Annotated in this window: 24 protein-coding genes; 16 read left to right on the top strand and 8 right to left on the bottom strand. The window is 61.3% G+C overall.

What is annotated here, in order from left to right:
- Positions 1-2: 2 nt before the first annotated feature.
- From N2315_02790 to N2315_02780, 3 genes are read left to right on the top strand one after another with little or no spacing between them, the layout of a single operon-like run.
- Positions 3-842 carry a hypothetical protein gene (locus N2315_02790; protein ID MCX7828115.1) on the top strand — a complete coding sequence of 280 codons (840 nt, stop codon included), beginning with the start codon at positions 3-5 and terminating at the stop codon, positions 840-842.
- On the top strand, positions 794-1,933 hold the full coding sequence (locus N2315_02785) for an aminotransferase class III-fold pyridoxal phosphate-dependent enzyme (GenBank protein MCX7828114.1): 1,140 nt from the start codon (positions 794-796) through the stop codon (positions 1,931-1,933). The genes N2315_02790 and N2315_02785 overlap by 49 nt, the downstream gene beginning before the upstream one ends.
- Complete coding sequence (locus N2315_02780; protein MCX7828113.1) at positions 1,920-2,936, top strand: M20/M25/M40 family metallo-hydrolase; 1,017 nt, start codon at positions 1,920-1,922, stop codon at positions 2,934-2,936. The genes N2315_02785 and N2315_02780 overlap by 14 nt, the downstream gene beginning before the upstream one ends.
- On the opposite strand, the gene N2315_02775 is transcribed toward N2315_02780, so the two are convergent.
- Positions 2,914-3,489, bottom strand: a complete 576-nt coding sequence (locus N2315_02775; GenBank protein MCX7828112.1) for a folate family ECF transporter S component — start codon at positions 3,487-3,489, stop codon at positions 2,914-2,916. The two genes, N2315_02780 and N2315_02775, sit on opposite strands and share 23 nt — an antisense overlap.
- 270 nt (positions 3,490-3,759) lie before the next feature.
- Between N2315_02775 and ptb the strand changes: the two genes are divergently transcribed.
- From ptb to phoU, 4 genes are all read left to right on the top strand, one after another.
- Positions 3,760-4,680 carry a phosphate butyryltransferase gene (ptb, locus tag N2315_02770; protein MCX7828111.1) on the top strand — a complete coding sequence of 307 codons (921 nt, stop codon included), beginning with the start codon at positions 3,760-3,762 and terminating at the stop codon, positions 4,678-4,680.
- 187 nt (positions 4,681-4,867) lie between these two features.
- Entirely contained in the window at positions 4,868-5,944 is a 1,077-nt protein-coding gene (gene buk / locus N2315_02765) for a butyrate kinase (protein ID MCX7828110.1), read from the top strand.
- Between the two features lie 21 nt (positions 5,945-5,965).
- Positions 5,966-6,787: a hypothetical protein gene (locus tag N2315_02760; GenBank protein MCX7828109.1), complete on the top strand. Its 822-nt coding sequence runs from the start codon at positions 5,966-5,968 to the stop codon at positions 6,785-6,787.
- Entirely contained in the window at positions 6,778-7,479 is a 702-nt protein-coding gene (gene phoU, locus N2315_02755) for a phosphate signaling complex protein PhoU (GenBank protein ID MCX7828108.1), read from the top strand. Before N2315_02760 ends, phoU begins: the two co-directional genes overlap by 10 nt.
- A 77-nt stretch (positions 7,480-7,556) precedes the next feature.
- Here the strand turns inward: phoU and gpt are convergent, their stop codons facing one another.
- The gene (gene gpt / locus N2315_02750; protein MCX7828107.1) at positions 7,557-8,048 is read right to left on the bottom strand and encodes a xanthine phosphoribosyltransferase; all 492 of its coding nucleotides are present in this window, start codon (positions 8,046-8,048) and stop codon (positions 7,557-7,559) included.
- Positions 8,049-8,181: 133 nt separating this feature from the next.
- Between gpt and N2315_02745 the strand changes: the two genes are divergently transcribed.
- From N2315_02745 to N2315_02725, 5 genes are all read left to right on the top strand, one after another.
- Positions 8,182-8,595 carry a hypothetical protein gene (locus N2315_02745; protein ID MCX7828106.1) on the top strand — a complete coding sequence of 138 codons (414 nt, stop codon included), beginning with the start codon at positions 8,182-8,184 and terminating at the stop codon, positions 8,593-8,595.
- Positions 8,596-8,702: 107 nt separating this feature from the next.
- Complete coding sequence (locus N2315_02740) at positions 8,703-9,647, top strand: hypothetical protein (protein ID MCX7828105.1); 945 nt, start codon at positions 8,703-8,705, stop codon at positions 9,645-9,647.
- A 43-nt stretch (positions 9,648-9,690) separates the two neighbouring features.
- Positions 9,691-10,155 carry a tetratricopeptide repeat protein gene (locus N2315_02735; GenBank protein MCX7828104.1) on the top strand — a complete coding sequence of 155 codons (465 nt, stop codon included), beginning with the start codon at positions 9,691-9,693 and terminating at the stop codon, positions 10,153-10,155.
- An 89-nt stretch (positions 10,156-10,244) separates the two neighbouring features.
- A complete protein-coding gene (locus tag N2315_02730) occupies positions 10,245-11,252 on the top strand; it encodes a proline racemase family protein (GenBank protein ID MCX7828103.1) in 1,008 nt (335 codons plus the stop codon).
- An 8-nt stretch (positions 11,253-11,260) separates the two neighbouring features.
- On the top strand, positions 11,261-13,423 hold the full coding sequence (locus N2315_02725) for a patatin-like phospholipase family protein (GenBank protein MCX7828102.1): 2,163 nt from the start codon (positions 11,261-11,263) through the stop codon (positions 13,421-13,423).
- A gap of 121 nt (positions 13,424-13,544) precedes the next feature.
- Here the strand turns inward: N2315_02725 and N2315_02720 are convergent, their stop codons facing one another.
- The 4 genes from N2315_02720 to N2315_02705 all read right to left on the bottom strand — a co-directional run bounded on the left by N2315_02720 (position 13,545) and on the right by N2315_02705 (position 16,634).
- Entirely contained in the window at positions 13,545-14,459 is a 915-nt protein-coding gene (locus N2315_02720) for a ketopantoate reductase family protein (GenBank protein MCX7828101.1), read from the bottom strand.
- Between the two features lie 3 nt (positions 14,460-14,462).
- Complete coding sequence (panB, locus tag N2315_02715; GenBank protein ID MCX7828100.1) at positions 14,463-15,296, bottom strand: 3-methyl-2-oxobutanoate hydroxymethyltransferase; 834 nt, start codon at positions 15,294-15,296, stop codon at positions 14,463-14,465.
- 4 nt (positions 15,297-15,300) lie between these two features.
- Positions 15,301-16,137, bottom strand: coding sequence for a pantoate--beta-alanine ligase (gene panC / locus N2315_02710; GenBank protein ID MCX7828099.1), 837 nt, complete (start codon positions 16,135-16,137; stop codon positions 15,301-15,303).
- A 119-nt stretch (positions 16,138-16,256) separates the two neighbouring features.
- Positions 16,257-16,634 (bottom strand): aspartate 1-decarboxylase, encoded by a 378-nt coding sequence (locus N2315_02705; GenBank protein ID MCX7828098.1) that lies wholly within the window; start codon positions 16,632-16,634, stop codon positions 16,257-16,259.
- Positions 16,635-16,792: 158 nt separating this feature from the next.
- Between N2315_02705 and N2315_02700 the strand changes: the two genes are divergently transcribed.
- Positions 16,793-17,284 (top strand): hypothetical protein, encoded by a 492-nt coding sequence (locus N2315_02700; GenBank protein ID MCX7828097.1) that lies wholly within the window; start codon positions 16,793-16,795, stop codon positions 17,282-17,284.
- Here the strand turns inward: N2315_02700 and N2315_02695 are convergent.
- A complete protein-coding gene (locus N2315_02695) occupies positions 17,274-19,220 on the bottom strand; it encodes a serine hydrolase (protein MCX7828096.1) in 1,947 nt (648 codons plus the stop codon). The two genes, N2315_02700 and N2315_02695, sit on opposite strands and share 11 nt — an antisense overlap.
- 687 nt (positions 19,221-19,907) lie before the next feature.
- A complete protein-coding gene (locus N2315_02690) occupies positions 19,908-21,293 on the bottom strand; it encodes a phosphomannomutase/phosphoglucomutase (GenBank protein ID MCX7828095.1) in 1,386 nt (461 codons plus the stop codon).
- Positions 21,294-21,430: 137 nt separating this feature from the next.
- Here N2315_02690 and N2315_02685 point away from each other — a divergent pair, with 137 nt between their 5' ends.
- The 3 genes from N2315_02685 to N2315_02675 all read left to right on the top strand — a co-directional run.
- Complete coding sequence (locus N2315_02685; GenBank protein ID MCX7828094.1) at positions 21,431-22,279, top strand: HD domain-containing protein; 849 nt, start codon at positions 21,431-21,433, stop codon at positions 22,277-22,279.
- 171 nt (positions 22,280-22,450) lie between these two features.
- On the top strand, positions 22,451-22,924 hold the full coding sequence (locus tag N2315_02680; protein MCX7828093.1) for an NAD(P)H-dependent oxidoreductase subunit E: 474 nt from the start codon (positions 22,451-22,453) through the stop codon (positions 22,922-22,924).
- Positions 22,924-24,382, top strand: a 1,459-nt coding sequence (locus tag N2315_02675; GenBank protein ID MCX7828092.1) for an SLBB domain-containing protein, incomplete at its 3' end; no start/stop codon positions are given. The genes N2315_02680 and N2315_02675, both read left to right, overlap by 1 nt.

Below are 24,382 nucleotides of genomic sequence, written 5' to 3'. Positions count from 1 at the left end.
CTATGTCCATGGACGTGTTAGGAGTGGTGAAGATAGGCGGGGCCTCCGGTAACAGGCTGGAGCCCCTTTTGGAGGAGCTGGCGCTCCGTGTGCGGCGGGGAGAGCGTTGGGTTCTGGTCCACGGCGCCAGCGGGATGATGGAGCGCCTCTGCGCCGAAAGGGGCATTGAGGTCCGGTACGTCATTAGCCCCTCGGGCTACCGCAGTCGGTTCGTGGGCCCCCTTGAGAGGGAGGTATTCGAAGAGGCGGCCCTTGCGGTCTCCCGGTCCATAGCGGAGCGGATGGAGGCCTTTTCTGTGCCCTGTGAGGTTCTAACCCCCGCGGCGGGGGAGAGGAAGGACTGTCTAAGATCCCTGGAGGGCGGTCGAATGAGGCTGCTTCGGGGCAACTACAGCGGAAGGGTCACGGCGGTCCGGGCGGATCTCATCATGGAAGCCATGGAGCGGGGCAGCCTGCCGCTTTTGCCCCCCCTTGCGGTATGTGAGGGGCTTCTCATAAACGTGGACGGCGACAGGCTCGCCGCCGCCGCGGCTTCCGCCCTGGGGGCTTCCGTGCTGGTGATGCTGACCAACACCCCGGGGCTTCTTTTGGATCCGTCGGATCCGTCGAGCCTTATAAGGCGTGTAGACCTGGATCGGTGGGATTTGGCGGAGAAGGCCGCCCAGGGGAACATGAAGCGGAAGGTCTTGGCCGCCCAAGAGGCCTTGATGGGTGGGGTTCAAAGGGTGGTGATAGGGGACGGAAGGCTTCAAAGTCCCCTTGAGTGGGCCGTAGAGGGAGGGGGGACCGAGTTTTGTTCAACCCGCTCAGCTCCATGTATGGAAGCCGCGGCGTCGCGCTGACCTCCGGAAGCCTGGGCAGAGTCCTGGACCAGGAGGGACGGGAGTACGTGGACTGGTTTACCGCCCACGGAGCTGCCATATTCGGTCATGGGGACCCAGGTATGGTGCAGGCCCTTCAACGGGCCGCCGAGGGCCTTTGGGCTGTGGGGGCCGGTTTCGGGCACCCGTCAAGGGACGCGTTGGCAGAGCAGGTTCAAAGAGCCTTCCCCGGCATGCGCTTTGTGATGTGCAACAGCGGAACCGAGGCGGTGGAGGCGGCTTTGAAGTTCTGTGCGCACCTTAGGCCCTCGAGGAACAGGATAATAGCCCTAAGGCGCGGCTTCCACGGCAGGACATTAGGGGCCCTGGGGTTGACCTTCAATCCCCGTTACAAGGAGCCCTTTAAGGGCCTAGTCCCCTCAGTTGAGCATCTGTCCTGGGACATGGTGCCGGAGGCGGTGGACGAACGGGTGGCGGCGGTCTTCGTGGAGCCCGTCCAGGGGGAAGGAGGGGTTCACCCCCTTCCCGTTGATCTTGGAAGAGCCATAACCGACGCCTGCCGGCGCAGCGGCGCCATATTGGTGGCCGACGAGGTGCAGACCGGCATGGGGCGCTGCGGACCCATCCTGGCCAGCCCCTTGGTGGGCTTAAAGCCCCAGGTGGTGTGCCTTGCCAAGGGCCTTGCCGGCGGCTTCCCCTGCGGCATGACCCTTTGGGAGTCCGACCTTGGGGACTTCTCGCCGGGGCTTCACGGGTCAACTTACGGCGGCAATCCCCTGGCCTGCTCAATGGCAGCTTACGGGATACAGCGGGTTTTGGAGGGGGCATCCCACGGGGTGTGCCGGATCATGGAGTGTTTCCGGGAGCGGGTGAGGGGCCTTGGGCTTGCGGTGAGGGGCCTTGGGTCCATGACCGGAGTTGAGGTGCCGGCGGACTCATCGGCGCTGGTGAAGGCCCTTCAGGACAGGGGGGTCTTGGCCCTTGCCGCGGGACCCAGGGTGGTGCGGTTCCTTCCCTCCTTCCACACCTCATGGGAGGACGCGGAGCTGGTTTTGAAGGCCCTTGAAGGGGCCCTTTCGGAGGCGTGCCATGGATCCGGTGGAGCTTCTTAGAGGTCTTGTGGAGATACCAAGCCTCAGCGGCATGGAGGAGAGGGCCTGCGGCTTCCTCCTGCGGAACCTGGGCTCCTTCGGGTGGGAACGGGTGAGCTCCGATGAGGCGGGCAACGTGGTGGCCGTGAGGGGAGAAGGGCCTTCCGTGGTGGCCCTGGTGGGTCACGTGGACACCGTGCCCGGGGGCCCTCCGGTTCGGATCGAGGCGGGGGAGCTTTGGGGCCGGGGGGCGGTGGACGCCAAGGGGCCCTTGTGCGCCATGGCGGTGGCGGGGGGAGCCGTTGAAGTTCCCCCCGGCGTCTTACTCGTGTTCATAGCGGCCGTAGGGGAGGAGGAGGACTCAAGGGGGGCCAGGCACGCCCTTACGTGGCTTAGGGACGTCAAGGCCTTGCTTGTGGGGGAGCCCACCGGTTCCGACGGCGTGGCGGTTTCCTACCGGGGGCGGCTCTTGGCGGAGGTTTACGCCTTCGACGGAGGGGCCCACAGGTCCTGCCACGCAGGGCCCCTCACGGACGTGCTTATGGCGGCGGCTGGGGTCGTGGAGGCGGTGTCATCCATGGAGGGTTTTTCATGCGCCGTGGCCATGATGGAAGGGCGGGACTTGGGGGAGCGCAGCGCCAGGGTGAGGTTGGACGTGAGGATTCCCTTGGGCAGCTCCGTGGCCGCGGCCAGTGAGGTGTTGGCAGCCGCTGTGGGTGGCGGCGCGTCTTTTAGGATTTTGGAGGCCCTGGAACCCCACGGGGTCGGAAGCGGCGACCCGGTGGTGAGGGCCATGCGGAACGCCATAAGATCCGTCCGCATGGCCCCAAGACTTCTCGCCAAGATGGGCACCTGCGACATGAACGTCTTGGCCCCCTTGAGGTGTCCCATGGCCGTGTACGGCCCTGGAGATTCCAGGCTGGATCACACCGATCAGGAGAGGATCGGCATAGACGATTACCTTAGGGCCATAGAGGTGCTGAAAATCGGTTTGCCCGGGATCATGGCCTTAGAGTGCCCATGAACCGTGCCCCTAGGGGTATCCTTGACAGCAGGGTCCTGCATATGAGCGTGTAAGACGGGATTATGAAGGCGGCGGCTATGAACCTTGGGGGCATGGTGACCGCCGTGGGCAGGGAGAACAGCCGCTCAAGGAGCATCGGCACCACCACGCAGGACATGACCACGTGGGGTATCCCTATCGCGAGCCCCATGGTCCATATGTTCCGCCACTTACTGGGCAGCGAGCGGAATATGAGCCCCGGCAGTATGCCGCCGATGGTGTACGTTATGGTGAAGTGGGGCATGTAGGGACCCATGGGGTTTACCCAGTAACCTATGAGGTCCCCCACGGCCCCTATCAGCCCCCCTGCCAGGGGCCCCATGAAGAGGGATCCGAAGACCACCGGCAGGGTGCCGAAGCCTATCCTTATGCCTTCCACGGATCCTATGGTTATCCTTATGCTGGCCAGCCGGGTCAGCACTATGTTCATGGCCACCAAAAGCCCCATGATCACCACTTCCCTGGTGGAAAACCGCCCAAGGCCGAATCGTTCCTTAAAGTCGTTTCGATCCATCGAAAGATCCCTCCCGTTCTGTGCTTAATGTCAACCGCGCTATTATACGCATAGACACGTCCCACGGTGGATACTTTATCATCCAGCGGTTCCCGATGCTAGGCAGGGCGGAGGCGGGCGTGGTGTGTACTTGTTTGATATTTAAGATGTGGTTTCTTGTCCCCGTTGATGTGGAATCGGTGTTCCCTCCCGTGGATGGAGAGTATAATGTGTTCGTGGTGCCCTTAGGGCGTTATGGTTTAATTCCAGTCATAGGGAGGTCCGGTTTCTATGAAACAGCTGCGTTCACTGTCTGAGCTCCTTGATTACGCCAAGGAGGTGGGGCCCCTCAAGATAAGCGTGGCCTGCGCCGACGATGCGGAGGTGCTGGAGGCGGTAGAAGAGGCCCGGGTCAAGGGTATCGCTGAGGCCATCCTGGTGGGTGATGCGGACAAGATAGGGGCCGTGGCCTCTAAGCTCGGCGTGGACCTCTCCAATTACGAAGTGGTGGACGAGAAGGGTGGTGAGGCCGCCGCTGCGCTGACGGCGGTGGAGCAGGTATCCTCCGGGAAGGCCCACATCCTAATGAAGGGCATGGTGAAGACCGCCAACTTCCTCAAGGCGGTGCTCAACAAGGAGAAGGGCCTTAGGACCGGTTCCCTGCTCTCCCACGTTTACATCCACGACGTGGAGGGCTATGACAGGATATTCTTCATAACCGACCCGGCGTTCAACATGTACCCGGACCTGCCCGCCAAGGTCTCCATAGTGGAGAACGTGGTGAAGGTGGCCCACTCCTTTGGCATAACCTGCCCCAAGGTGGCGGTGCTGGCGGCGGTTGAGGTGGTGAACCCCGACATGCCCCCCACCCTGGACGCGGCGGCGCTGGTTCAGATGAACCGCCGGGGCCAGATAAAGGGCTGTGTCATAGACGGCCCCCTGGCGCTGGACAACGCGGTGAGCGAGGAGGCCGCCCGCCACAAGGGCATAGTGTCCGAAGTGGCTGGGCACGCGGACGTGCTCATGGTCCCCGACATCGAGGCGGGTAACATGATGGCCAAGGCCATAATATACTTCGCCAAGGGCAAGACCGCGGGACTTGTGGTGGGCGCCAAGGCCCCCATCGTTCTCACCAGCCGCTCCGACTCAGCGGAGACCAAGCTGCTCTCCATAGCTTCCGCGGTGGCCATGGCGGCGTTCTGCAAGAAGTAGGGTTTAACCGCGGCGCCGCCGGCACCTACCGGCGTCGCCCTTGTGATATCGTGACGCCCCTGTGTAGTTGGGATCGTTCCCCATGGGGCGGTGGAATGAGGCGCTTTGAGCGGAGTTCTTCGACTCCCAAGCGCCCAAGTCATAGTCCAGGGTTGCGGAACCCGTGAGAAAGGGGTGTTCCTCCCCTATGAAAGACCCCCTCATACTCTCCGTCTTACCCAAGCCGGATTCAACCCATGTGGGCCTTTTTCGGGGTCCCGTGTCCCTTTTCCGGCAGGAGCTGTGTCATCGCAGGGAGGACCTTGTGAGGCATCCCAGACTCAAGGATCAGCTTGGCCTTAGGGTTCAGGCGGTTGAGGACTTGGCGGTGGAGCACAGGCTTGACCTCGATGCCGTGGACTGCTTCGTTTCCACCGGCGGCATACTGGGCCCCGTTCCGGGGGGAACCTACAAGGTCACCCCTGCGATGCTGGAGATCCTGGAGAGGGAATCCTTTGGACATCACGTGTCCAACCTGGGGGGGCTTTTGGCAATGGAACTCTCCATGAGGCACCCCATGGGGATACCCCTTGTGGGGGACCCGGTGAGCACCGACGAGCTCATCCCAGAGGCCAAGCTGTCAGGCACGGGGATCATAGAACGTCGGCCGGTGTTCCACGCCCTCTCCCAAAGGAGCGCCGCCAGGCTTGGGGCCCTGAGGCTTGGCAGGGATTACCGGCGGTGCCGGCTGGTGGTGGTACACCTTGGACTTGGAATAAGCGTGGGTGCCCACCGGGAAGGCCTTGTGATCGAGGTTAACGACGCCCTCATGGGGGAGGGGCCCATGTCGCTGCATAGGGCCGGGGGGCTGCCGGTGCTGGGGCTTCTCGAGATGGTCTACAGCGGCAGGTATGACATGGAGGAGCTGGGGGACATGATCACCCGCAAGGGAGGCCTCTTAAGGCATCTGGGCGTCGATTCCCCCAAGGGAGTGGACTTGCTGCTCCAGAAGGGCGACGAACGGGCGCGCTTGGTCTTCGAGGCCTTCGTCTCCTCCATAGTCAAAGAGATCGCCGCAAGAGCGGCGGTCCTGGAGGGATCTGTGGACCTTTTGGTGATCACGGGGCCCCTGGCTTCATGGGATTCCCTGGTTTCAAGGTTGGAGGAACGGTGTAATTGGATCGCCCCCGTCATGGTCATAAAGGGGCAGGATGAGCTGGCAGACCTTGCCATGTGCGCCTTCTCGGTGCTGTCCGGCATGGAGGAGGCCCGATCCTTAGAGTGATCTTTTCTGGGGGGTGTTCCTTTGTCTGTCCTTAAGGATCTTGCGGCTGACTTTGAAACTATTTGCCTTGACGGTTCCTTCGGGGACAAGAAGGTGCTTGTTCACCTCATCCGTCCCGCCGAGGGCTGGAACGGCGGTTTGGTGGTGGTCTTCCACGGCGTCCACGGCACCGCCCTTCCAGATCATGGGAACAAGTACGGTGACCTTGGAAGGCTCGTAGCCTCCCGGGGGGCGGCGGCGGCGGTGGTGGAGACCAGCCGGCTTAGGCGGGACCGGGTCAGCTTCGGCTCCGACAAGAACCGTTGGGCCCGGGAAGCCTTCGCCGGCAAGGACTTTGCCCAGGAGATGGAAGACCTAAGCAGCGCCGTAAGGGGAGCCGTGGAGGCGCTGGAGCCCCGGTGGCTGTGGCTGTGGGGCTTCTCCCTTGGAGGCATAGGCGCCATGCTCTTGGCCTCCGGGGCTTCCCGGATGGTAGGGGTGGAGCCGCCGGTGGACAGGGTCATGGGGGTCGTGACCTCCGGCACCGGCGATACCCTGCGGGGCAACGCGGACCTTGGCATGCTGGAACTGCCGATACTCAACTCCCTGCCCGACCGTTCGGTGCTTCACGAGGGGGCCAAGAACCTCAGCGCCTCGTACTTCGCGGCCTTCAGGGGGACCGAGGACGATCTCTTCAGCGTGGGCTCCTGCCGCCGGCTGGTGGATTTGGTCCCCCTGCCGGAGGAGAACAAGTTCCTCCAGGAGATACCCGGCGTGGACCACTCCTTCCGAACCGTCAACGGGGAGCCCTCCAGGGAGCCCCTAAAGATGATGGTTGACAGGGTGAGGCTTTGGTGGCCTTGAGGTTCTTCGGTTCCAGCTCCAAGGGGGAGGAAGGAGGCTTCGATCAGGGCGACCGGGATCACCTGATGGGGCTTCTGGTATCCATGGGAGCCCTGGTGAGGGAGAACCTGGAGGGGGTGCTAAGGCCCTTCATCTCCTCTGGGGCGCCTGCGGCGGTTCCCGACGACATGCCGGTGGACTCCATGGAGGTCCAGGTGGAGGGGGAGTGCTTAAGGCTCATAGCCCTAAGGCAGCCCTTGAGGGAGGACCTTCGCTTCTGCTTCGCGGTGCTCCGCATAGCCAAGGACCTGGAGAGGATAGGCGATGAGGCCCAGAACGTGGGGGAGGAGCTCTCCCCCCTTGGGGCCTTCAAGATGCCTGAGGAGTGGGAGGAGCTCCCCGCCATGTTCTCCAAGTGCATGGAGATGCTGGACGAGGCCATGGACTGCATGGTTAGGCTGGATCCGGACCTGGCGCTTTCGGTGTTCCGAAAGGATGACCAGGTGGATCTTCTTTGGAGCCGCATGAGGGAGAGGGCGGTGGGGGTCTTCAGCGGTTCATGCGACGTAGGAAGAGAACGGGCCGTTAAGGTGCTGGCCCTTTTGGCGGTGGGACGACACCTTGAGAGGATAGGGGACCACTGCGCCAACGTGGCTGAGCTGGCCTATTTCGTCATAACCGGGCGCAGACTTAGGGGGGAGTCCATCCCCTAAGGCCTGCGCCCGGTTCCTTCCCTTGTTATTGACCTTTAGCACCCCTGGGACTTTTGGCTAATGGGCCCAGCAGCTAGTCAGCCCTGCTTCTCCTGGTCCACGATGGGGTCGCAGAAGGCCGCGTCGGATTCCCAGGGGAAGAGTATCCATGTGTCCTGGCTCACCTGGGTTACGAACTTGTCCACCATGGGGATGCCCTCGGGCTTGGCGTACACCGTGGCGAAATAGGCCTTGGGGAACATCTCCCGTACCACCTTGGCGGTCTTCCCGGTGTCCACCAGGTCGTCGATTATGAGGCAGTTCTCGTCCACCCCTTCGAGGTCCGGTCTCTTGAGGATCTTCATGTCCCCCTGGGATTTAAGGGTATAGCTGGATATGCAAACCGTGTCCACCAGCCGGACTTCCAGCTCCCGGGCCATTATGGCGGCGGGGACCAGCCCTCCCCGGGCCACCGCTATTATCCTGTTCCAGCTCCTAAGCTTAACCAGCTCCCTGGCAAGGGTCCTGCAGTCCCGCTGGATCTGGTCCCAGCTGACCGAGTAAGTCTTGTTGTACCTGTCTTCGGACATGAACCTTCCTCCTCAAGAGCTTTAATTGTATTCCTTCAAGGATATGATAAGCCGCCCCTGGGATGCAACGTCCGGGGCGGTGCTTTTAAGGTTTGAGCCGTAAGTATATCATAGGAAGGGGAGGTGATGTCCTGTGAGGGGTGCATATGTTTGGGCGATGGGGCTTATCCTCTTCCTCGCGGGAAGTGCTTTTGCCGCTCCCGTGCCGGTGTTGAGGGAGGCCGCCATGTGGAAGTTTTATCCCTCCGAAACGGTTCAGGAGGCGTTCTTCCCCTGCTCCATGGCTCCCCAATACTGCGAAAAGCTTGGGCTTAAGGATCCCTCCGGCTTCTACAAGGTTTACTTTGAGGACGGTTTTGTTCTCACATTGCTCTCCTCCGGCGACGTGGTGGAACACTACTACAGGCCTTCGGATAACAACCTGGAGGCCTTCAGGGTGAACCTTGAAAACTACGGGTCTAAGACCTTCCAGGACCTTCCGGAGGGGCTTAAGAAACGGCTTGCCTTGCGGGTTGAGGACATGAGGGCCTACGGGGATAAGCGCTAATGGGGGACTTGAGGTTGGTCGACAAAAATAAAGATGGTTTTTTGTTCCGGTTGTCCCGGTGGCTGATTCAAAGGGTGCTTAAAAGACGCGGTTTGGGGGATGGCCATATGTTTAAGACTAAGACATATTTCGTGAGGTTTTGGGTCTTCTTGGCGGTGCTTGGGGTTGCAGCGATGTTGGGAGCTCTTCCCGTTTTTGCGTTGGACGTGGTGGATGCTCAGGACAGGTACATAAAGATAAGGATAGCCTCTCCTGTCCACAACCTCACGGACATAAGGGTGTGGAGGTCCCGTTACGACCCTTCCGACGCCCTGCCGGAGAAGATGACCCAGTACTTCCAGAACATACTGAAGTCCGCCCCCATGGTGGAGGCCACCCTTCTGGACAAGGAGGTGGGGGCCGGCTGGCCCGTGAGGGGATACGGGCCCAACGACGTGGTGGTGAAGCTCAACCTGGAGGACCTGAAGCTGGACAAGAGGGACCTTTTGGGTTCTGAGATGAGCGCCGTGGCGTACGTCAGGATGACGGTTTACGGGGCGGTGTCCAAGGAGCCCATATACACATGGGTGTCCCGCTCGGACCTTAAGAGGTGGACGCCGGAGTACCGGGACCTTCGGGAGCCCTTCTTTTGGAAGGACTTTGAGGCCTCCGTTTACTGGTCGGCGGTGAAGGATGCCCTCAAGGGTTGTGCCGGGGAGCTGGTATCCCTGAGGCGTGGGTACCGCATCTTAGGCCGCATAGNGGCAGCCGCCCGCCCCGCCGCGGGCCTTGCCTGGGACAGGGACGTCCGGCGGTTCCACGTGAACCTTGGAGCCCAGGAGACCTTGCGGGAGGGGGATGTGCTGCCGGTGGTGAGGTCCACGGTTACCAGGACGGCGGATGGGGAGGAACCGGTGATGCTGTACCCCCAGCGTATAGGCAAGGTTAAGGTGGTGTACGTGAGCCAAATGGACGCTGTGGTGGAGGTCCTGGAGGAGCCCAAGGAATCCCGCATAGAGGTGGGGGACGTGGTAATGGTGCCCTTAACCATCCCAAGGAAGGGATCGTTCTGAGGGATGACCGGGTCTTTTAGCCTTTTGGCAGGAGGTAGGTTAGATGTTTAGTCGCCCAAGGTTTCTTAAGCTCTTATGCCCCTTGGCCTTATCCGCTGGATTGGCCTTGTCCGGCCTTGCCGTCCTATCTCAGCCCGCGGAGGCCAAGATAAAGGTCAGGGCAGTGAAACGTCCTTCCGCCGGTGTGCGGGTTGTAAGGGCTGCTCAAAGGCGGGATCCCTTGATGACCCAGGCCTGGCGGGGCGGCCAGCAGCTGGTGGGGGAGGGAAGGTTGAAGGAGGCGGTGAGGTACCTCCGGGCCTACCTTTCGGTGATGCCCCGCTCGTCCGACGGCTGGTTCTGGCTCGGCAGGGCGTACATGGCCATGGGGGATTTTGAGAGGGCCAGGAACGCCTTCCAGCGGACCTTGGCGGTGGACCCCTACTACCCCTCTTTGCAGCCTGATCGACTGGACGACTCGGGAATAATGCCCCTTTGGCCCGAGATAACGCCCCCTGAGACGGATTGATGTGGCGTGCGTCCCGCGGTTGGTTTATGATGTTTGGGGATTTGTAGAAAAAATTCGAAGCTCAAACCATCCACCTGGGGGGATGCCCTTTGAAGATCAGGCGCCTTCTTACCGTGCTGGATACCCATACCGGGGGGGAGCCCACCCGGATAGTCCTTTCCGGGGGCCCCATACTTAAGGGGAAGAGCATGGTGGATCGCTGGGAGGAGTTCCGCAGCCGCCATGATGACCTAAGGGAGTTCCTGATGAGGGAACCCCGGGGGCACGGGGATATGTTCGGAGCGCTGTTGACGCCTCCCTGTTCGGAGGATGCCCACTGCGGGGTAATCTTCATGGACCCATCGGGATGCCTTACCATGTGCGGCCATGGGTCCATCGGGCTTGCCAGGTCTTTGTTGGAGCTTGGCATGTTAAGGGCCCAGGCCCCCTGCACGGAGGTGGTTTTGGACACCCCGGCGGGATTGGTGAGGGTGGTGGTTGAGGTACGGGAGGACGGTCAGGTGAAAGACGCGGTGCTTGGGAACGTTCCGTCCTTCCTCGTGGCCGATGATCTTGAGATCCGCCTGTCGGACGGTACCCATGTGACGGTGGACGTGGCGTTCGGGGGCAACTTCTTCGCCATCGTGCCCGCAAGGCAGCTGGGGCTCTCCATAGAACCCGGGGAGGCCAGGAGGATACAGGTCTTGGGGTTGGAGATCCGGGAGCTGGTCAACCGAAAGATCCAGGTCTTCCACCCGGAGGAGGAGAGGATCTGCAGGGTGGAACTTGTGGAGTTCTCCCTGGAGGAGGGGGAGAGGCGCTTCCGCAACTGCGTGGTGTTTGGACAAGGGGCCATAGACAGATCCCCCTGCGGAACCGGTACGTCCGCCAAGATGGCGGTCCTAAGCGCCAAGGGAAAGCTCAAACCCCGGGAGGAGTTCGTCCACCGGAGCATAACCGGCAGCGTGTTCACCGGATACGTGGAAGAGGGCCCCGTGATAGGCAGCTTCCGGAGCGTGTTGCCCTTCGTAAAGGGCACCTCAAGCATAACTGGTTTTAACATGCTGATCCAGGAGGACAGGGACGTATTTCCAAGGGGGTTCTTGTTGGGACGTTGATTTATGCCTTGGGTCTTTGGTTCCACACCGCTGGCGGGGGGTGTCCCATGGGAGTTGTTCGCTTTAAGCTAAGGAGGGCTATCGCCCTTTTAACGTCGTCCCTTGTCATCCTGATGTCCTTTGGGTCGTTCTCTTGGGCTTTAGACCATGAGCGCGGGGTGGTGCTGGTCCTCTCCGGCGGCGGGACCAGGGGTTTTGCCCACGTTGGGGTGCTCAAGGTGTTGGAGGAGCGCCAGGTGCCCGTGGTTGGGATAGTGGGCACCAGCATGGGGGCCATCATAGGCGGCCTTTACGCCTGCGGCTACAGCGCCGCGGAGTTGGAGGCGCTGATAAGCAACAACAACATCTTGGACCTGTTGTACGACCGGACCTCCGGACCGTTGCCCGACGCGGCGCTGAACCGCCTTCCCAAGGCCAGGTCCGGCTTTTTGGACTTCTACTTCGACCGGCAGCACAACCGGATAGGCCCAATGGGCGGGATGTCTGCTTCGGGGCTGGTGTCGTTCCTAAACAGGACCATATCCGCCAAGGTCAGGGAAGGCGATTTCTCAAAGCTCCCGATCCCCTTTGCCGCGGTGGCCACGGACCTTGAGACCGGGGAGCCGGTGGTGCTTCGCTCTGGCAACCTGGCGGACGCCATGAGGGCCTCCATGGCAATACCGGGCCTTTTCGAGCCCTGGATGGTGGACGGCAGGATCCTGGTGGACGGAGGGCTTGTGGCGAACCTCCCGGTGGGCATAGCCAAGGAGCTCTTCCCGGGCTTCCCGGTGGTGGCGGTGAACCTCTCGGAAAGGGGCAGGAAGGACCGGAAGGACATAAGAACCCTCTACGACGTGGTGGCCCAGTCCATAAACATAATAACCGCCCCGTCCATAGCCGCGGAGGCCGCAAAGGCGGACATCCTAATAGGTCCTGACGTGTCCCGTTTCGGCCTTTTGGACCCCGGCGGATACGGGGCCATCGTGGAAAGCGGCGCTAGGGCCGCCAGGGCGGCGTTGGATTCCCGTCCGTTGCGGGATGAAGGACTGCGGCATGCGAAGAAGGAAACCCGGGAGGACAGGGCCCCTTTGGTAAAGAGGGTCATCATAGAGGGCTTGCCTGATTCCATGGCGCAGGACCTTATGGGCCGCTTCTCGTCCTGGATAGGGAGTCCCGTGGACATGAACGCCGTGTCCGACGCGGCGGAGGAACTCATGAGGAGGGACGAGTTCCTGGCGGTGAACGGATACGCCAAGGAAGAAGATGGCGGGGTGGCGGTTGTCATGTCCTTCCAGCGAAGGCCCCCCGTTGAGGTCTCGGTGGGTGGTTATGCCACAAACCTTCACTCCCAGCGGTGGGTTTCCCTTTCGGCGGTAAAAAGGGACCTTGCGTCCCCGGGGGACGTGGGGGAGCTGCAGCTCAGGGTGGGAGACCACTGGGGAGGCGTTTTGCGCTATTTCTCCCCTTACGATGGCAACTCCCAGTGGGGCTTGGCCTTCACCGGCCGGGAGGAGGAGATATCCCCCGAGGGGCTTGAGGCTTCCCGATGGGAGCGGTACGGCTTAAGGGTGCTTAGGTACTTCGACAACGGCAGGACCAGGATCGGGGCGGGGGTCATGGCCGAGCGGATAGAGATGGACGGCAGCTCCAGCTCTTTCGGCCCATATCTATACTTCTCATACGACAACACGGACTCCAGGAACTTCCCCACCAACGGTTACGCCGTTGAATCGAACCTGTGGGCCCCTGATCTCGAAAGGGTTTTGTCAAGGACGGTCTTCCAGCGCTACGTCCCTTGGAAGGACAAGTGGAGGGTGGTTCTGAGCGGAGGCATTGAGACCGGGGACGGCGACGACCCGCCCCACAGGGCTTACCTGGGGGACCAGGAGGAGCTTTACAGCCTGGGGGATAGACCCCTTTGGGGAGACCAGGCGGCGTGGTTTAGGTTTGCCGTGTCCGGCACGGTCATGCAGACCTGGTGGGGCAGGGTTAACGCGGAGTTCTTCGGCACCGCGGGGATGGTCATGAGGGATTGGAGCAGGAGGGATGACTCCTGGGAGGTGGGGCTTGCTCTGTCCATACCGGGACAGTTCTTCAACGGCCGTTTTATAACCGTCTACAACAAGGACGGTAGGGTAACCTTTGGATTCTCCATAGGGGAGCCCATATGGTGGAACGGCCCCCTGCCCTAGGCTTGGTCTCACATGGGGTGCCGATGCGGCAATGCGGCGGGTCTATGGAAAAAGTACAGATCCCGGGGGACGTGGTGATCCCCCGGGATCCTTTTTGCCCCGCATCGAGGGTACGGGCTGGTTACTCCGTGGTCCCCTCCATGGCCTTTACAAGAAGCCCCAGGGTTCTGCACACCGGGGCGTCCATCTTTGCCGCGCGGCATATGCGGGCTATCTCCAGCGACAGGGCGTCTATCTCGGTGGGCCTTCCGGCTTCGATGTCCTGGAGCATGGAGGATTTGTTGTTGCATGTGGCCTCCATGACCCGTCTTACCACATCCAGCGTCTTTTGGGGGTCCATTTTAACGCCCATGAGGTTGGCGGCAAGGGCCACCTCATGCACCACCGCATCAACGATCTTAAGGCAAGGGGACTTGAGGAGGCCGCCGTTCGGGATCCGGAGTATTGCGGTGAGTGGGTTGATGCAGCAGTTCACCGCGGCCTTTTGCCACAGGTCCCCCAAGGGGTCGTTGGAGAGCCGCGCGTTGAACCCTGCGGAGCGGAGCGCCTGGGCCAGGTCCGAAAGATCCCTGCCCCACAGGGACCCCAATGCGATCTCCCCGTCTCCTCCCCACAGCACCCTATCCCCGCTCAGGCTCGCCCCGTAGGTGCAGACCCCCGCCGCCGCCCTATCCCTGCCAAGGGTCTGTTCCAGCCTCTCCAGGTTCCCAAGGCCGTTCTGCAGCGTTACCGCCGCCGCCCCCTGGGGAAGGGCCTTGAGAAGGTAATCGCAGACTTGGGGTGTGTGGTAGGACTTCACCGCCACCAGGGCATAGGTTGGGTTGAAGTCCCTGGCCTCGGCGGGGCTGGCGGCGATGGGCACCGATGCCCGCAGCAGGTTGCCGTGGCGGTCCTGATAGGTTATGTCCTTTTTTGATCCCCCTGTCCCCCCGTGGTCCCTTAAGACTCCGAGGATCGGCACCCCCGCGAGGCTCAGTTGGCAGGCTATCCGGCCCCCCAGGGCTCCAAGCCCCAGGATGAGTATCCTTGGGGTCATCCCCTAAAGCCCCTCCAGATCGGAGGGGTCCATGGAGAACCCGTGAAGGTCTTCCGGGAAGCTTTGGGAGCGCACCTCTTGGGTGTAACGGCTCAGGGCCTCAACCATTAGCTCCCTGCCGTTAAGGTAGCGCTTGACGAACTTGGGCTTGAAGGCGTCGAAAAGACCCAGGATGTCGTGGAACACCAGCACCTGGCCGTCGCAGAAGGGGCCCGCTCCTATGCCTATGGTGGGGATCGAGAGCCGCTCGGTTATGAGCTTCGCCAGAGGGGTGGGCACGCACTCAAGCACCACCATGCATGCCCCCGCCTCCTGCACGCTTAGGGCGTCCTCCAGCACCTTACTTGCCCTTTCCCGGTCCCTGCCCTGAACCCTGAAGCCCCCAAGCTGGGTGGCGCTTTGGGGGGTGAGGCCCACGTGGCCCACCACCGGGATTCCCGCCCTTACTATGGCACCTATGGCGTCCCTTCTGGAGGTTCCCCCCTCCAGCTTAACCGCGTCAACCCCCGCCTCCTTTATCAGCCTTCCGGCGTTTCTAACCGCCTCCTCCGGGGATACCTCGTAGGACAGGAACGGCATGTCCCCAACGATGAAGGGCCTTTTTGCCCCCCTTGTAACCGCGGAGCAGTGCATCAGCATCATATCCATGGTGACCGGCACCGTGGAGCTGAACCCGTGCTCCACCATCCCGGCGGAGTCCCCCACCAGTATGGTGTCCGCCCCCGCCTCCTCCGCCATCTGGGCCTGCCAGTGGTTGTAGGCGGTGTGCATGACTATCTTCTGTCCCTTCGCCTTCATATTGTGAAGGTCCGGTATGCTGACCTTTCGGTTTTCCATGGCCTCAACCTCCTACGGATACAGGGCCGTTGTCTATCAGCCTTGTGCTGCCCACGCGGACCGCCAGCAGCAAGCGTCCAGTGCCAGATAGCTCTTCCAAGTCCTCAAGGGTCTCCGGGTCCACCAGGTTGACGTACTCCACCCGAACCCTTGGGTCCTCCGGAATGGCGGACATGGCGGCGGCGATTATCTCCCGGCAGCTCTTCCCCTTATGGGCCTCTTCCTGGGCCCTTCGGATGGCCCTGGAAAGGCAAAGGGCCAGCTCCCGTTCCTCCCCTGACAGGTAAACGTTCCGGCTGCTCATGGCCAAGCCATCCTCCTCCCGGACTATGGGGCAGCCTATCACCTCCACGTCCATGTTGAGGTCCCGCACCATGCGCTGGATCACTTTAAGCTGCTGGTAGTCCTTCTCCCCGAAGTATGCCCGATCGGGTTTCACCAGGTTGAAGAGTTTTAAGACCACCGTGCAGACCCCCCGGAAGTGGCCCGGGCGCCTTGCGCCGCACAGCCCCTTGGAGAGGCTCGTCTCCTCCACCCAGGTGGAGAAATCCGATGGGTACATGTGAGCGGGCTCCGGGGCGAAGACCAGGTCAACCCCTGTGGATTTCAGAAGCTTGAGGTCCCTTTCAAGGTCCCGGGGATACCTGGAAAGGTCCTCCGATGGGCCGAATTGGGTTGGGTTTACGAAGATGGAGACCACCGCCGTCCGGTTCTCCCTGCGGCACCGCTCCGCCAGGGATAGGTGCCCCTTGTGAAGGTATCCCATGGTGGGGACGAACCCCACCTGGTCCCTTCCCTTTAACGCCTCCCTGAGCTCCTCAGGGGTTCTCGCCAATCTCACGGAATCGTCCTCCCCCCACATTTTGGGCTTTGGGTAGGAAAAATCCTGCCCCAAACGAACCAAGCCCCCGTTAGGTCAAGAGGGGGCTTGGGACTGATTTATCCGGTCCTGTCCTTGGTTCAGCAGACCGCCCCGTGGTCCTCCCGATGGATCACCGATGTGGGGCGGTTGTCCTGATCCACCAACACCACCCTTGGCTGATGCCCCTCCGCCTCCTCGGGGGTCATCCATGCGAAGGCCATTATTATAACCTTGTCCCCCGGCTGGACCAGCCTGGCGGCGGCGCCGTTGAGGCATATGGTGCCCTTGGGGCCCGATATGACGTAGGTCTCCAGGCGGTTGCCGTTGTCTATGTCCACCACCTGCACCGCCTCGCCGGGCAGGATGCCCGACAGCTCCAGAAGGTCCTCGCCGATGGTTACGCTGCCCACGTAGTGAAGGTTCGCCTCGGTAACCGTGGCCCTGTGAATCTTGCTCCTGCACATTTTAAGGAACACGCGCATCTCCTCCGAAGGGTTCTTCTCGTTCTCTTCCCCTTTTAGGGGTTTTTACCTATCCCATTATAAGGGAAACCATCCATGTGGTGTCCTGTAGGCCTTGGTATATTACACCCAACGAAGGCAGTTTGCTTAATCGAAGAGGGGAGGAATGGCAGATGAAGCGTAAGATGGTTGGAGCTTTGTTGATGGCCGCCCTTCTGGGGCTGGTGGTGGCGGGATCCGCCATGGCGAGGCCCGTTGGGTATGGCGATGGTTTTGGTTGGGACATGGGTGGAGGAATGGGACCTGGGCACCATAGGATGATGGGAGGCGGCTTTTGCGGGGGCCCCGTGGATCCCAAAGACGTGCCCAAGGACGTTCAGGACATGATGCGGGAGGCCCAGCGGCTGCAGCTCCAGATGCGGCTGGCCTTGACGGAGGACAAGGTGGACGCCGGCAAGGTCCGCTCCCTTTTCGAGAGGATCCACGAACTTCGCGGCAAGATAGGCCGCTGGCGGGGTCGAGGAGGCCATAAAGAACGCCGCTTCCCGCCAGTAGCGGTATCACTCGCAAGGGGCCGGCAAGACGGTTCTGGGGCGCTTAAACCAAGCGCCCCATTTGTTATGTTTTTAGCACCCCGCGCTTACCGGTGGAGGGCTAGAACTTGAACCCCAACAGGTTCCACATGTTGAGGAAACCAAGGAAGACCGCCCCCAGGCCGAAGCAGAGGAGGAACAGGGGAAGCTCAAAGGGCTTCGAGTCGGAGGGGCGCCTCATGAGGGCTGCCGTGGGTGGTATTAGAAGGAGGCCGCAAAGGAAGGGCATTACGAAGAGGGCTTTGGCCTGCCATGGTATCCCAATGCGGAAGCTGTAGCCCATGAGGGAGTCGCACAGCTTAAGCCCCAGGAGGAACGCCCAGGCCAGGATCCAGAATCCCAGCATCCAAGCCCACTTCCGGTGCCACATAATGGGTTCCTCGTACCACCGGGTTGATTTGGCTTTGAACGATCCAATGGAGAACATCGCAGCGGAGATGAGCAGCGCCAGTCCGAAGCCCCAGAGAAGCGCCCTTGTGGCCTTGGGGGTTTCCTTGAAGGGCACCGGCTCGTAGGTCTCGTAGGCGTCACCTATGAAGAGGTACTTGACCTTCCCCTGTGAATCCCTCCGAACCGCCAGATAGGTGTTGTGATCCTCCGAGAAGAAGAGGTCTTTGCCAATGGGGCGGAACTGCTGGGTGCCGCGGTCCCAGGTCTTAGGGTATGAAACCGTAAGGGTTCCGTCCTCGGAATCAGATACGGTCAGGGGAGGTTCCAGCATCAGGTACGCCTTTTCCACGGTGCTTCTGGAGTACCGGATGTGCCTGTAGCTGCCGCTTATGTGCCCTTGGGTGGGCTTAGGGGCCTGCGGGGCGTCCTGGTTGGTTAAGGGTGTGGCCGACGGCGCGGCGGGTTTTGCGGAGGAGTTGCCGGAAAGATAGCGCTCCGCCAAAGCCTCCTTCAAGTGGTCCCTCATGGACGACACGTCGCCGTTGAAGGCCACGAAGAAGCCGAAGGACCTTTGGGGGGCCAGGAACAGGAGGCTGGTGAAGCCGTCCACGTCTCCTCCGTGCTCAACCCCTTCTACGCCGCCCGCCCGGCTGCAGTACATCCCCAGCGTGGCCCCCTGGATGGAAGGGTGGTTGAAGAAGGCGGGTTTAAGGAGGTTTTTCACCGCCCCCTTGGGGAGTACCTGCCGGCCGTTTAAGTACCCGTCCTTTAACAGGGCCCTTATCAAGTTCCCCATGTCCCGGGCGGTGGAGCAGAAGGAGATGGCGGGGGCCTCTTTGAAGTATGTCTGCTGGGCCGGGCAGGGATCCGGCCCCGAGTAGTAGCCGGTTGCCAATTCCCTTTCCATGGGCTGGTCTATGGTGAAGCCGCTTTGGGTCATCCCAAGGGGGGTTAGGATGGTCTTCTTCACCAGGGATTGGAAGTTGCGCCTTGCGGCTTTTTCCGCGGCGGCCCCCGCGAGGGCCATGCCGTAGTTGGAGTAGCAATAAACCTCTCCCGGCGGGAAGACCCGTCGGGGCATTATGTGGTTAAGGGATTTTGAGAAGGTCACTTCCGCCACCGGGTCCTCCGCTTCGGTGCCGATCCACCGGTCTTCAAACCCCCCGGTGTGGGTTAGAAGGTTCCGTATGGTCACCGGCGAACCCCAGGGGGCTTCAGGCACCGAGATGCCCTTGAGGTAGCGGTTCACGTCGTCGTCCAGTGACATCTTGCCCTGTTCACAGAGGGTTAGCACCGTGAGGGAGGTCAGCACCTTTGATATGGAGGCGGTTCTCACCACCGAGTTGGCGGTCATGGGGCTGTGGAACGCCAGGTCTGCGGCGCCCACCCCGAAGCAGGATATGACCTTGTCGTTGTGGACCGCCACGAAGACGGCGCCGGGCACGTGGTTGGCCCTCATCAGCCCCTCCAGGAGTCCCCTGGTGAAGGACTCGAAGTCTGAGGGGTTTATGGTTCCCGGGGCGTTGGCGGGGGCGCCTCCCTCCGCGGGGTTGAGGTTGGGTAGCAGCAGCGACAGGGCCATTACGATGGCAACGGTTAAGGTCCTAATGACGCCCATTGGGACACCCCCGGTGTTGTGGTTGGTTCCTTCAGGCTATTTTAAGGTATTTCCCGTCCCTTGGGGATCATCGGAGGGGGATCAACTAAGTTAAAATGCAGGCTGCTGGTGGTGAAGTGGTGAAGATCCATGGGATGGACAAAAGTGAAGGGGAGATCCTAATCTTAGGATCTCCCCGGCGGTTCAAGAGAACCGCAGTCCGGAATGGCTACCGGCTCCACCTCGTTCCTATTCGGTTGTGATAAACGGTTTCCCATGGGCTATTTGGGCTCTTCCCCCCTTTCGAGCGTCTTGTGCTTCAGGGCCGCTCCACCTGATCTCAAGGGGTTCACCTTGAGGACGCTAACCGCCGTTCAATCCCCTTTGATCTGTGTTGCCCGCTGATAGGATGTGGCGGCTTCCGCTGTTGCTTACGCCCTCTTGGATCCGTCCTTTGCTTCGGGATCCCCGTACGTGCCCTCGGTAGCAAAAGTCTGCGATGCGATGACCCGTTTCCCGCGGACCCCCCGGCCCTTCTATTCAACGCCCTTCTTCTTGTTCAGCTAGATGATACAAGACATCGTGGCCAGGGTGCAAGGGTGACAAAGGTCATCCAGAGCAGAATAAATGGGCGAAAATCGGACAATGGTCCATTTTTCGCCCATTTTCTTGCCTTTGTTTTATTGTTTGATTGGAATTTTCTGTCTCTTAGTATTCCCAGTGGAAGTCATGGAGCCCCGCGTTGAGAAGCCGGCGCTTCATGTCCTGGGATATGGCCTCCAGGTCCTGCTGGGTCTTGCCCTCGCAGCGGGCCACTATGACCGGCTGGGTGTTGGATGCCCGCACCAGTCCCCATCCGTTGGGGTATATTATGCGGACCCCGTCAACGGTTATGGCCTCGTGGTCCTTGAGGGCCTCCTCTTTAACCCGCTCCACCACCTGGAACTTGACGTCGTCGGGGCAGTCTATCCGGGTCTCCGCGGTGCTGGGGTAGTAGGGGATGCGGGACATGATGTCCGACAGCTTCTCATCGGTGTTGGAGAGGATCCGAAGGAGGCGTCCTGCGGCGTAGAAGGCGTCGTCGAAGCCGTAGAACTCGTCGGCGAAGAACATATGTCCTGAAACCTCGCCGGTAAACAGGGCGTTGAGCTCCTTCATCTTGGCCTTGATGAGGGAATGTCCGGACTTCCACCACACCGGCCGTCCTCCCATTCGCTCCGCCTCCTCGGGCAGCGCCATGGAGCTCTTGACCTCCACGATGACGTCCGCGCCGGGGTGCTTGGGAAGTATCTCGGTCCAGTAGAAGATCATGAGCCGGTCCCCCCATATGACCTCACCCTTGTCGTCCACCACCCCTATCCTGTCGGAGTCCCCGTCGAAGCCTATGCCCACGTCCGCCCCGGTGGAAAGCACGGTCTCTATGAGCTTCGGCAGGTTCTCCCGCTTGGTGGGGTCCGGATGGTGGTTGGGGAAGGTCCCGTCGGGTTCGCTGAAGAGCTCTACCACCTCGCAGCCCAGGCGCCGGAGCATCTCCGGCGCGAAGAGCCCCCCTGTGCCGTTGCCGGAGTCCACCACAACCTTGAGCTCCCTGGGCCCAAGGGTGATCTTGGAGACCAGCATGGATATGTAGGCCTCCTTGATGTCCTCCCGCCTTACGCTTCCCTTGACATCGGAGATCTTTATGCGCCCATCCTCGATGATCCGCCGGATGTTCTGGATCTCCTCGCCGTACAGGGTGACCTTGCCGAACGCCAGCTTCAGGCCGTTGAACTCCTTGGGGTTGTGGCTTCCGGTCACCATTATTCCCCCGTCAACCCCGAAGTGGTGGAGGCTCCAGTAGAAGCATGGGGTGGCCACGGTGCCCAGGTCTACCACCTCCACCCCGGCGTCGGTGAGCCCCTCTATGGCGGCGTCCATTATCCTCCTGGTGGATAGCCTTACGTCGCCCCCAACCGTTGCCCTGTTGACCCCCCTCTCCACGAGGAAGGTCCCGTATGCCTGAGCTATGAGCCGGACGTTATCCGATGTGAGCTCCTCCTCCGCCAGACCCCTTATGTCGTACTCCCTGAATATGTGAGGTGGTACCTTGGGCATTTGATCGCCTCCCATTTCGTTATGGAATGGGTAAATTTTACCATCTTTTTATCCCTCCGCTTCACCAGGCTGGCCGAAGGATATAAAATCACGATTGGGTTCGCATACTTAAACCCTTTGGGGTTGGAGGCTTTAAAATGGAACTTTTTAACGGTCCCTGTGGGGATTTGATGGGCAGGATATCCCATGCCTTCGACGCTTACGTGGGCTCCTTCGGGGAGGAGGGAGAGCTCCCCTACCTTATGGAGCTGAAGCGAAGGCACTCCTACCGGGTTCGGGAGGAGGCCTTGGCCATAGCGTTAAGCTGCGGCGTTGAGGGGGAGGATCTTTGCCTTGCGTTCTCCGTGGGGCTTATGCACGACCTGGGGCGCTTTCCCCAGTACAGGCTTTACCGCACCTTTAACGACTCCGCATCCCAGGACCACGGGGACCTTGGGGCCCAAGTCTTGAGGAGTGAACTGAATTGGCTCAAGGACCACATGGGGGATAGGCTCTGGAGCCTTACGCTGTCGTCCGTGGAGCTGCACAACAAGCGGGTACTCCCCGATGGACTGTCCAAGGAGGAGGAGGAGTTCTGGGCTCGGCTGGCGAGGGACGCGGACAGGTTGGACGTCTACCGGGTCATCGTTGGGCACCTGGAGAGGGGGACCATAAGGACCGTGATCCCCCGCCTTGTGGACGTATCGTCCCCCCCGTCGGAGGAGCTGGTGCAGGAGCTCCTGACCCGCCGCAGCGCCGACTACTCCATGGTCAAGAGCCTTGGGGACCTTCTTCTGATCCAGATATCCTGGGCCTACGACATGAGTTTTCAGTGGTCCGCCCTGCAGGTGCTCCGCCGGGGCATCGTGCATAGGATAGGCCGCTTCATCCCGAAGACCAAGGGCTCCTTAAGTGTGATCGACGACGTTTTGAACTGCCTTGACCGGCTCTCCAACGCTTCCATTGGAGCCTACCGTCCCTCCTGTGCCGGGACCCTTGCGATCTAGCCTCAACCAGAGAACTTCGATCCTTGCCGCGGCCCATGGGTCCGCCCCAAATCCGGGGCGGATTTTTTTGTTTAATTTTCGCCGCCCTCTTTGCAAGTAAATTCACAACTGTTATGCTTTTCTTGGACTTCGATGCACCCCTTGGCAGTTTAGCAAAGGAGGCGTGGTGCAATGTTAAAGCAGGAGGCCTTCTCCCGGTTGGAGGAGATCCTTTGCAGGTACCCAAGGCATCAGCGGTTCCTCTTGGCGTTTCTGCAGGATGTGCAGCGGGAGTTTCGTCACGTTCCCAGGGAGGCCATGGAGCTGGCGTCTTCGCGGCTCATGGTCCCCTTGAGCCGGGTCTACTCGGTGGCCACCTTTTACAAGGCCCTGAGCCTAACCCCCAGGGGGCTTAAGACCATAAAGGTCTGCATGGGCACCGCCTGCCACTTGAGGGGGGCTCCTAAGGTGTTGGAGGCCATCGAGGGGGAGCTTGGCATCCGATGCGGGCAGACCACCGCTGATGGGCTCTTCTCCGTGGAGGCGGTCAACTGCCTTGGGGCCTGCGCCTTAGCCCCGGTGGTGATGGTGGAGGAGTCCTGTTACGGGGCCATGAACCCCTCCAAGGTTCGGGAGATGCTTGAGAGGGAGAGGGAGGGGCTGTGATGAGGTTTTCTTCCCCCAGGGATCTTGAGTCTTACAGGGCGGATCTTCTGAGTCGGCCCAAGCCCCCGGTGTCCATTAGGGTGTGTGCCGGGACCGGTTGTCTTGCGGGGGGCAGCGAAAGGGTCTTCCGGGCCCTGTTGGAGGAGGCCCAGAGGGCGGGTTTCAAGGGCCCCTTGGACTTCGAGGCCAAGTGCTCCGGGTGCCACGGCTTCTGCGAGGAGGGGCCCCTTGTGGTCTGCCGTATCCAGGACCGGGAGCTTTTTTATCGAAGGGTACGGCCCGAGGACGCAGGGGAGCTAATGGCCTCCCTGAGGGAAGGCGTCGTTTTGGAACGCCTTCTCTACCGGGAAGGGCGGCGGACCTTTGAATCGGAGTGCGAGATACCCTTCTACTCGGGGCAAACCCGGAAGGTCCTGGGCCGCTGCGGCAAGGTGGATCCCAAGAGCCTTGACGACTACATAGCCGCGGGCGGTTACTCCGCCCTGGTGAAGGCCCTTGGCATGGAGCCCGCGGCGATCATAGACGTGGTGGACCGGGCGGGCTTGCGGGGAAGAGGCGGCGGAGGTTTCCCCGCGGGGCGCAAGTGGGCCTCCTGCAGGGCCGCTTCCGGGAAGCACAAGTTCGTCCTCGCCAACGGGGACGAGGGGGACCCGGGGGCCTTCATGGACCGTAGCCTCATGGAGGGGGATCCCCACTCGGTGCTGGAGGGCATGATCATAGGGGCCTATGCGGTGGGGGCCTCCAAGGGGTTCATATACGTGAGGGACGAGTACCCCCTGGCGGTGGAGAACCTGGGCTTTGCCATAAAAAGCGCCAGGGAGGCGGGGCTTTTGGGCAGGGGGATATTGGGGACCGGTTTCTCCTTCGACGTTGACATATGCCGCGGCGGCGGGGCTTTCGTCTGTGGCGAGTCCTCCGCCCTCATGGCATCCATAGAGGGGCGTCCCGGGGAGCCCAGGGTCAAGTACATCCGTTCCACGGAGAGGGGATTGTGGGAGTGTCCCACGGTGCTGAACAACGTGGAGACCTGGGCAAACGTGCCAATCATAATAAACGAAGGCCCCGATGGATACAGGGCCCTTGGTACCCCAGGCAGCCCCGGCACGAAGGTGTTCTCCCTGGTGGGTAAGGTCAAGAGGACCGGCCTTGTGGAGGTCCCCATGGGGGCCACCCTCCGGGAGATAATCTTCGACATAGGAGGCGGCATGAGGGGCAGGGGGCGCTTCAAGGCGGTTCAGACCGGGGGGCCATCGGGGGGGGGCCTGCCGGAGGATAAGCTGGACCTGCCGGTGGACTTCGACCGGCTCACCATGGAGGGGTCCATGATGGGCTCCGGCGGGATGATAGTCATGGACCACAGGACCTGCATGGTGGACGTGGCGAGGTACTTCGTTAGCTTTCTTGAGATGGAGTCCTGCGGCAAGTGCGTTCCCTGTCGGGAAGGCCTTAGGGCCATGC

It is taken from the genome of Thermanaerothrix sp. (genome assembly GCA_026417795.1).
Classification (GTDB): Bacteria; Synergistota; Synergistia; order Synergistales; family Synergistaceae; genus Thermanaerovibrio.
This window is presented reverse-complemented; position numbering and strand designations above follow the sequence as displayed.

Bases quoted from the DNA above. Each gene is read 5' to 3' on its own strand.
- N2315_02790 (MCX7828115.1), top strand. From the start codon at position 3: ATGTCCATGGACGTGTTAGGAGTGGTGAAGATAGGCGGGGCCTCCGGT.
- N2315_02775 (MCX7828112.1), bottom strand. From the start codon at position 3,489: ATGGATCGAAACGACTTTAAGGAACGATTCGGCCTTGGGCGGTTTTCC.
- ptb (MCX7828111.1), top strand. From the start codon at position 3,760: ATGAAACAGCTGCGTTCACTGTCTGAGCTCCTTGATTACGCCAAGGAG.
- buk (MCX7828110.1), top strand. From the start codon at position 4,868: ATGAAAGACCCCCTCATACTCTCCGTCTTACCCAAGCCGGATTCAACC.
- gpt (MCX7828107.1), bottom strand. From the start codon at position 8,048: ATGTCCGAAGACAGGTACAACAAGACTTACTCGGTCAGCTGGGACCAG.
- N2315_02735 (MCX7828104.1), top strand. From the start codon at position 9,691: ATGTTTAGTCGCCCAAGGTTTCTTAAGCTCTTATGCCCCTTGGCCTTA.
- N2315_02720 (MCX7828101.1), bottom strand. From the start codon at position 14,459: ATGACCCCAAGGATACTCATCCTGGGGCTTGGAGCCCTGGGGGGCCGG.
- panB (MCX7828100.1), bottom strand. From the start codon at position 15,296: ATGGAAAACCGAAAGGTCAGCATACCGGACCTTCACAATATGAAGGCG.
- N2315_02700 (MCX7828097.1), top strand. From the start codon at position 16,793: ATGAAGCGTAAGATGGTTGGAGCTTTGTTGATGGCCGCCCTTCTGGGG.
- N2315_02695 (MCX7828096.1), bottom strand. From the start codon at position 19,220: ATGGGCGTCATTAGGACCTTAACCGTTGCCATCGTAATGGCCCTGTCG.
- N2315_02690 (MCX7828095.1), bottom strand. From the start codon at position 21,293: ATGCCCAAGGTACCACCTCACATATTCAGGGAGTACGACATAAGGGGT.
- N2315_02685 (MCX7828094.1), top strand. From the start codon at position 21,431: ATGGAACTTTTTAACGGTCCCTGTGGGGATTTGATGGGCAGGATATCC.
- N2315_02680 (MCX7828093.1), top strand. From the start codon at position 22,451: ATGTTAAAGCAGGAGGCCTTCTCCCGGTTGGAGGAGATCCTTTGCAGG.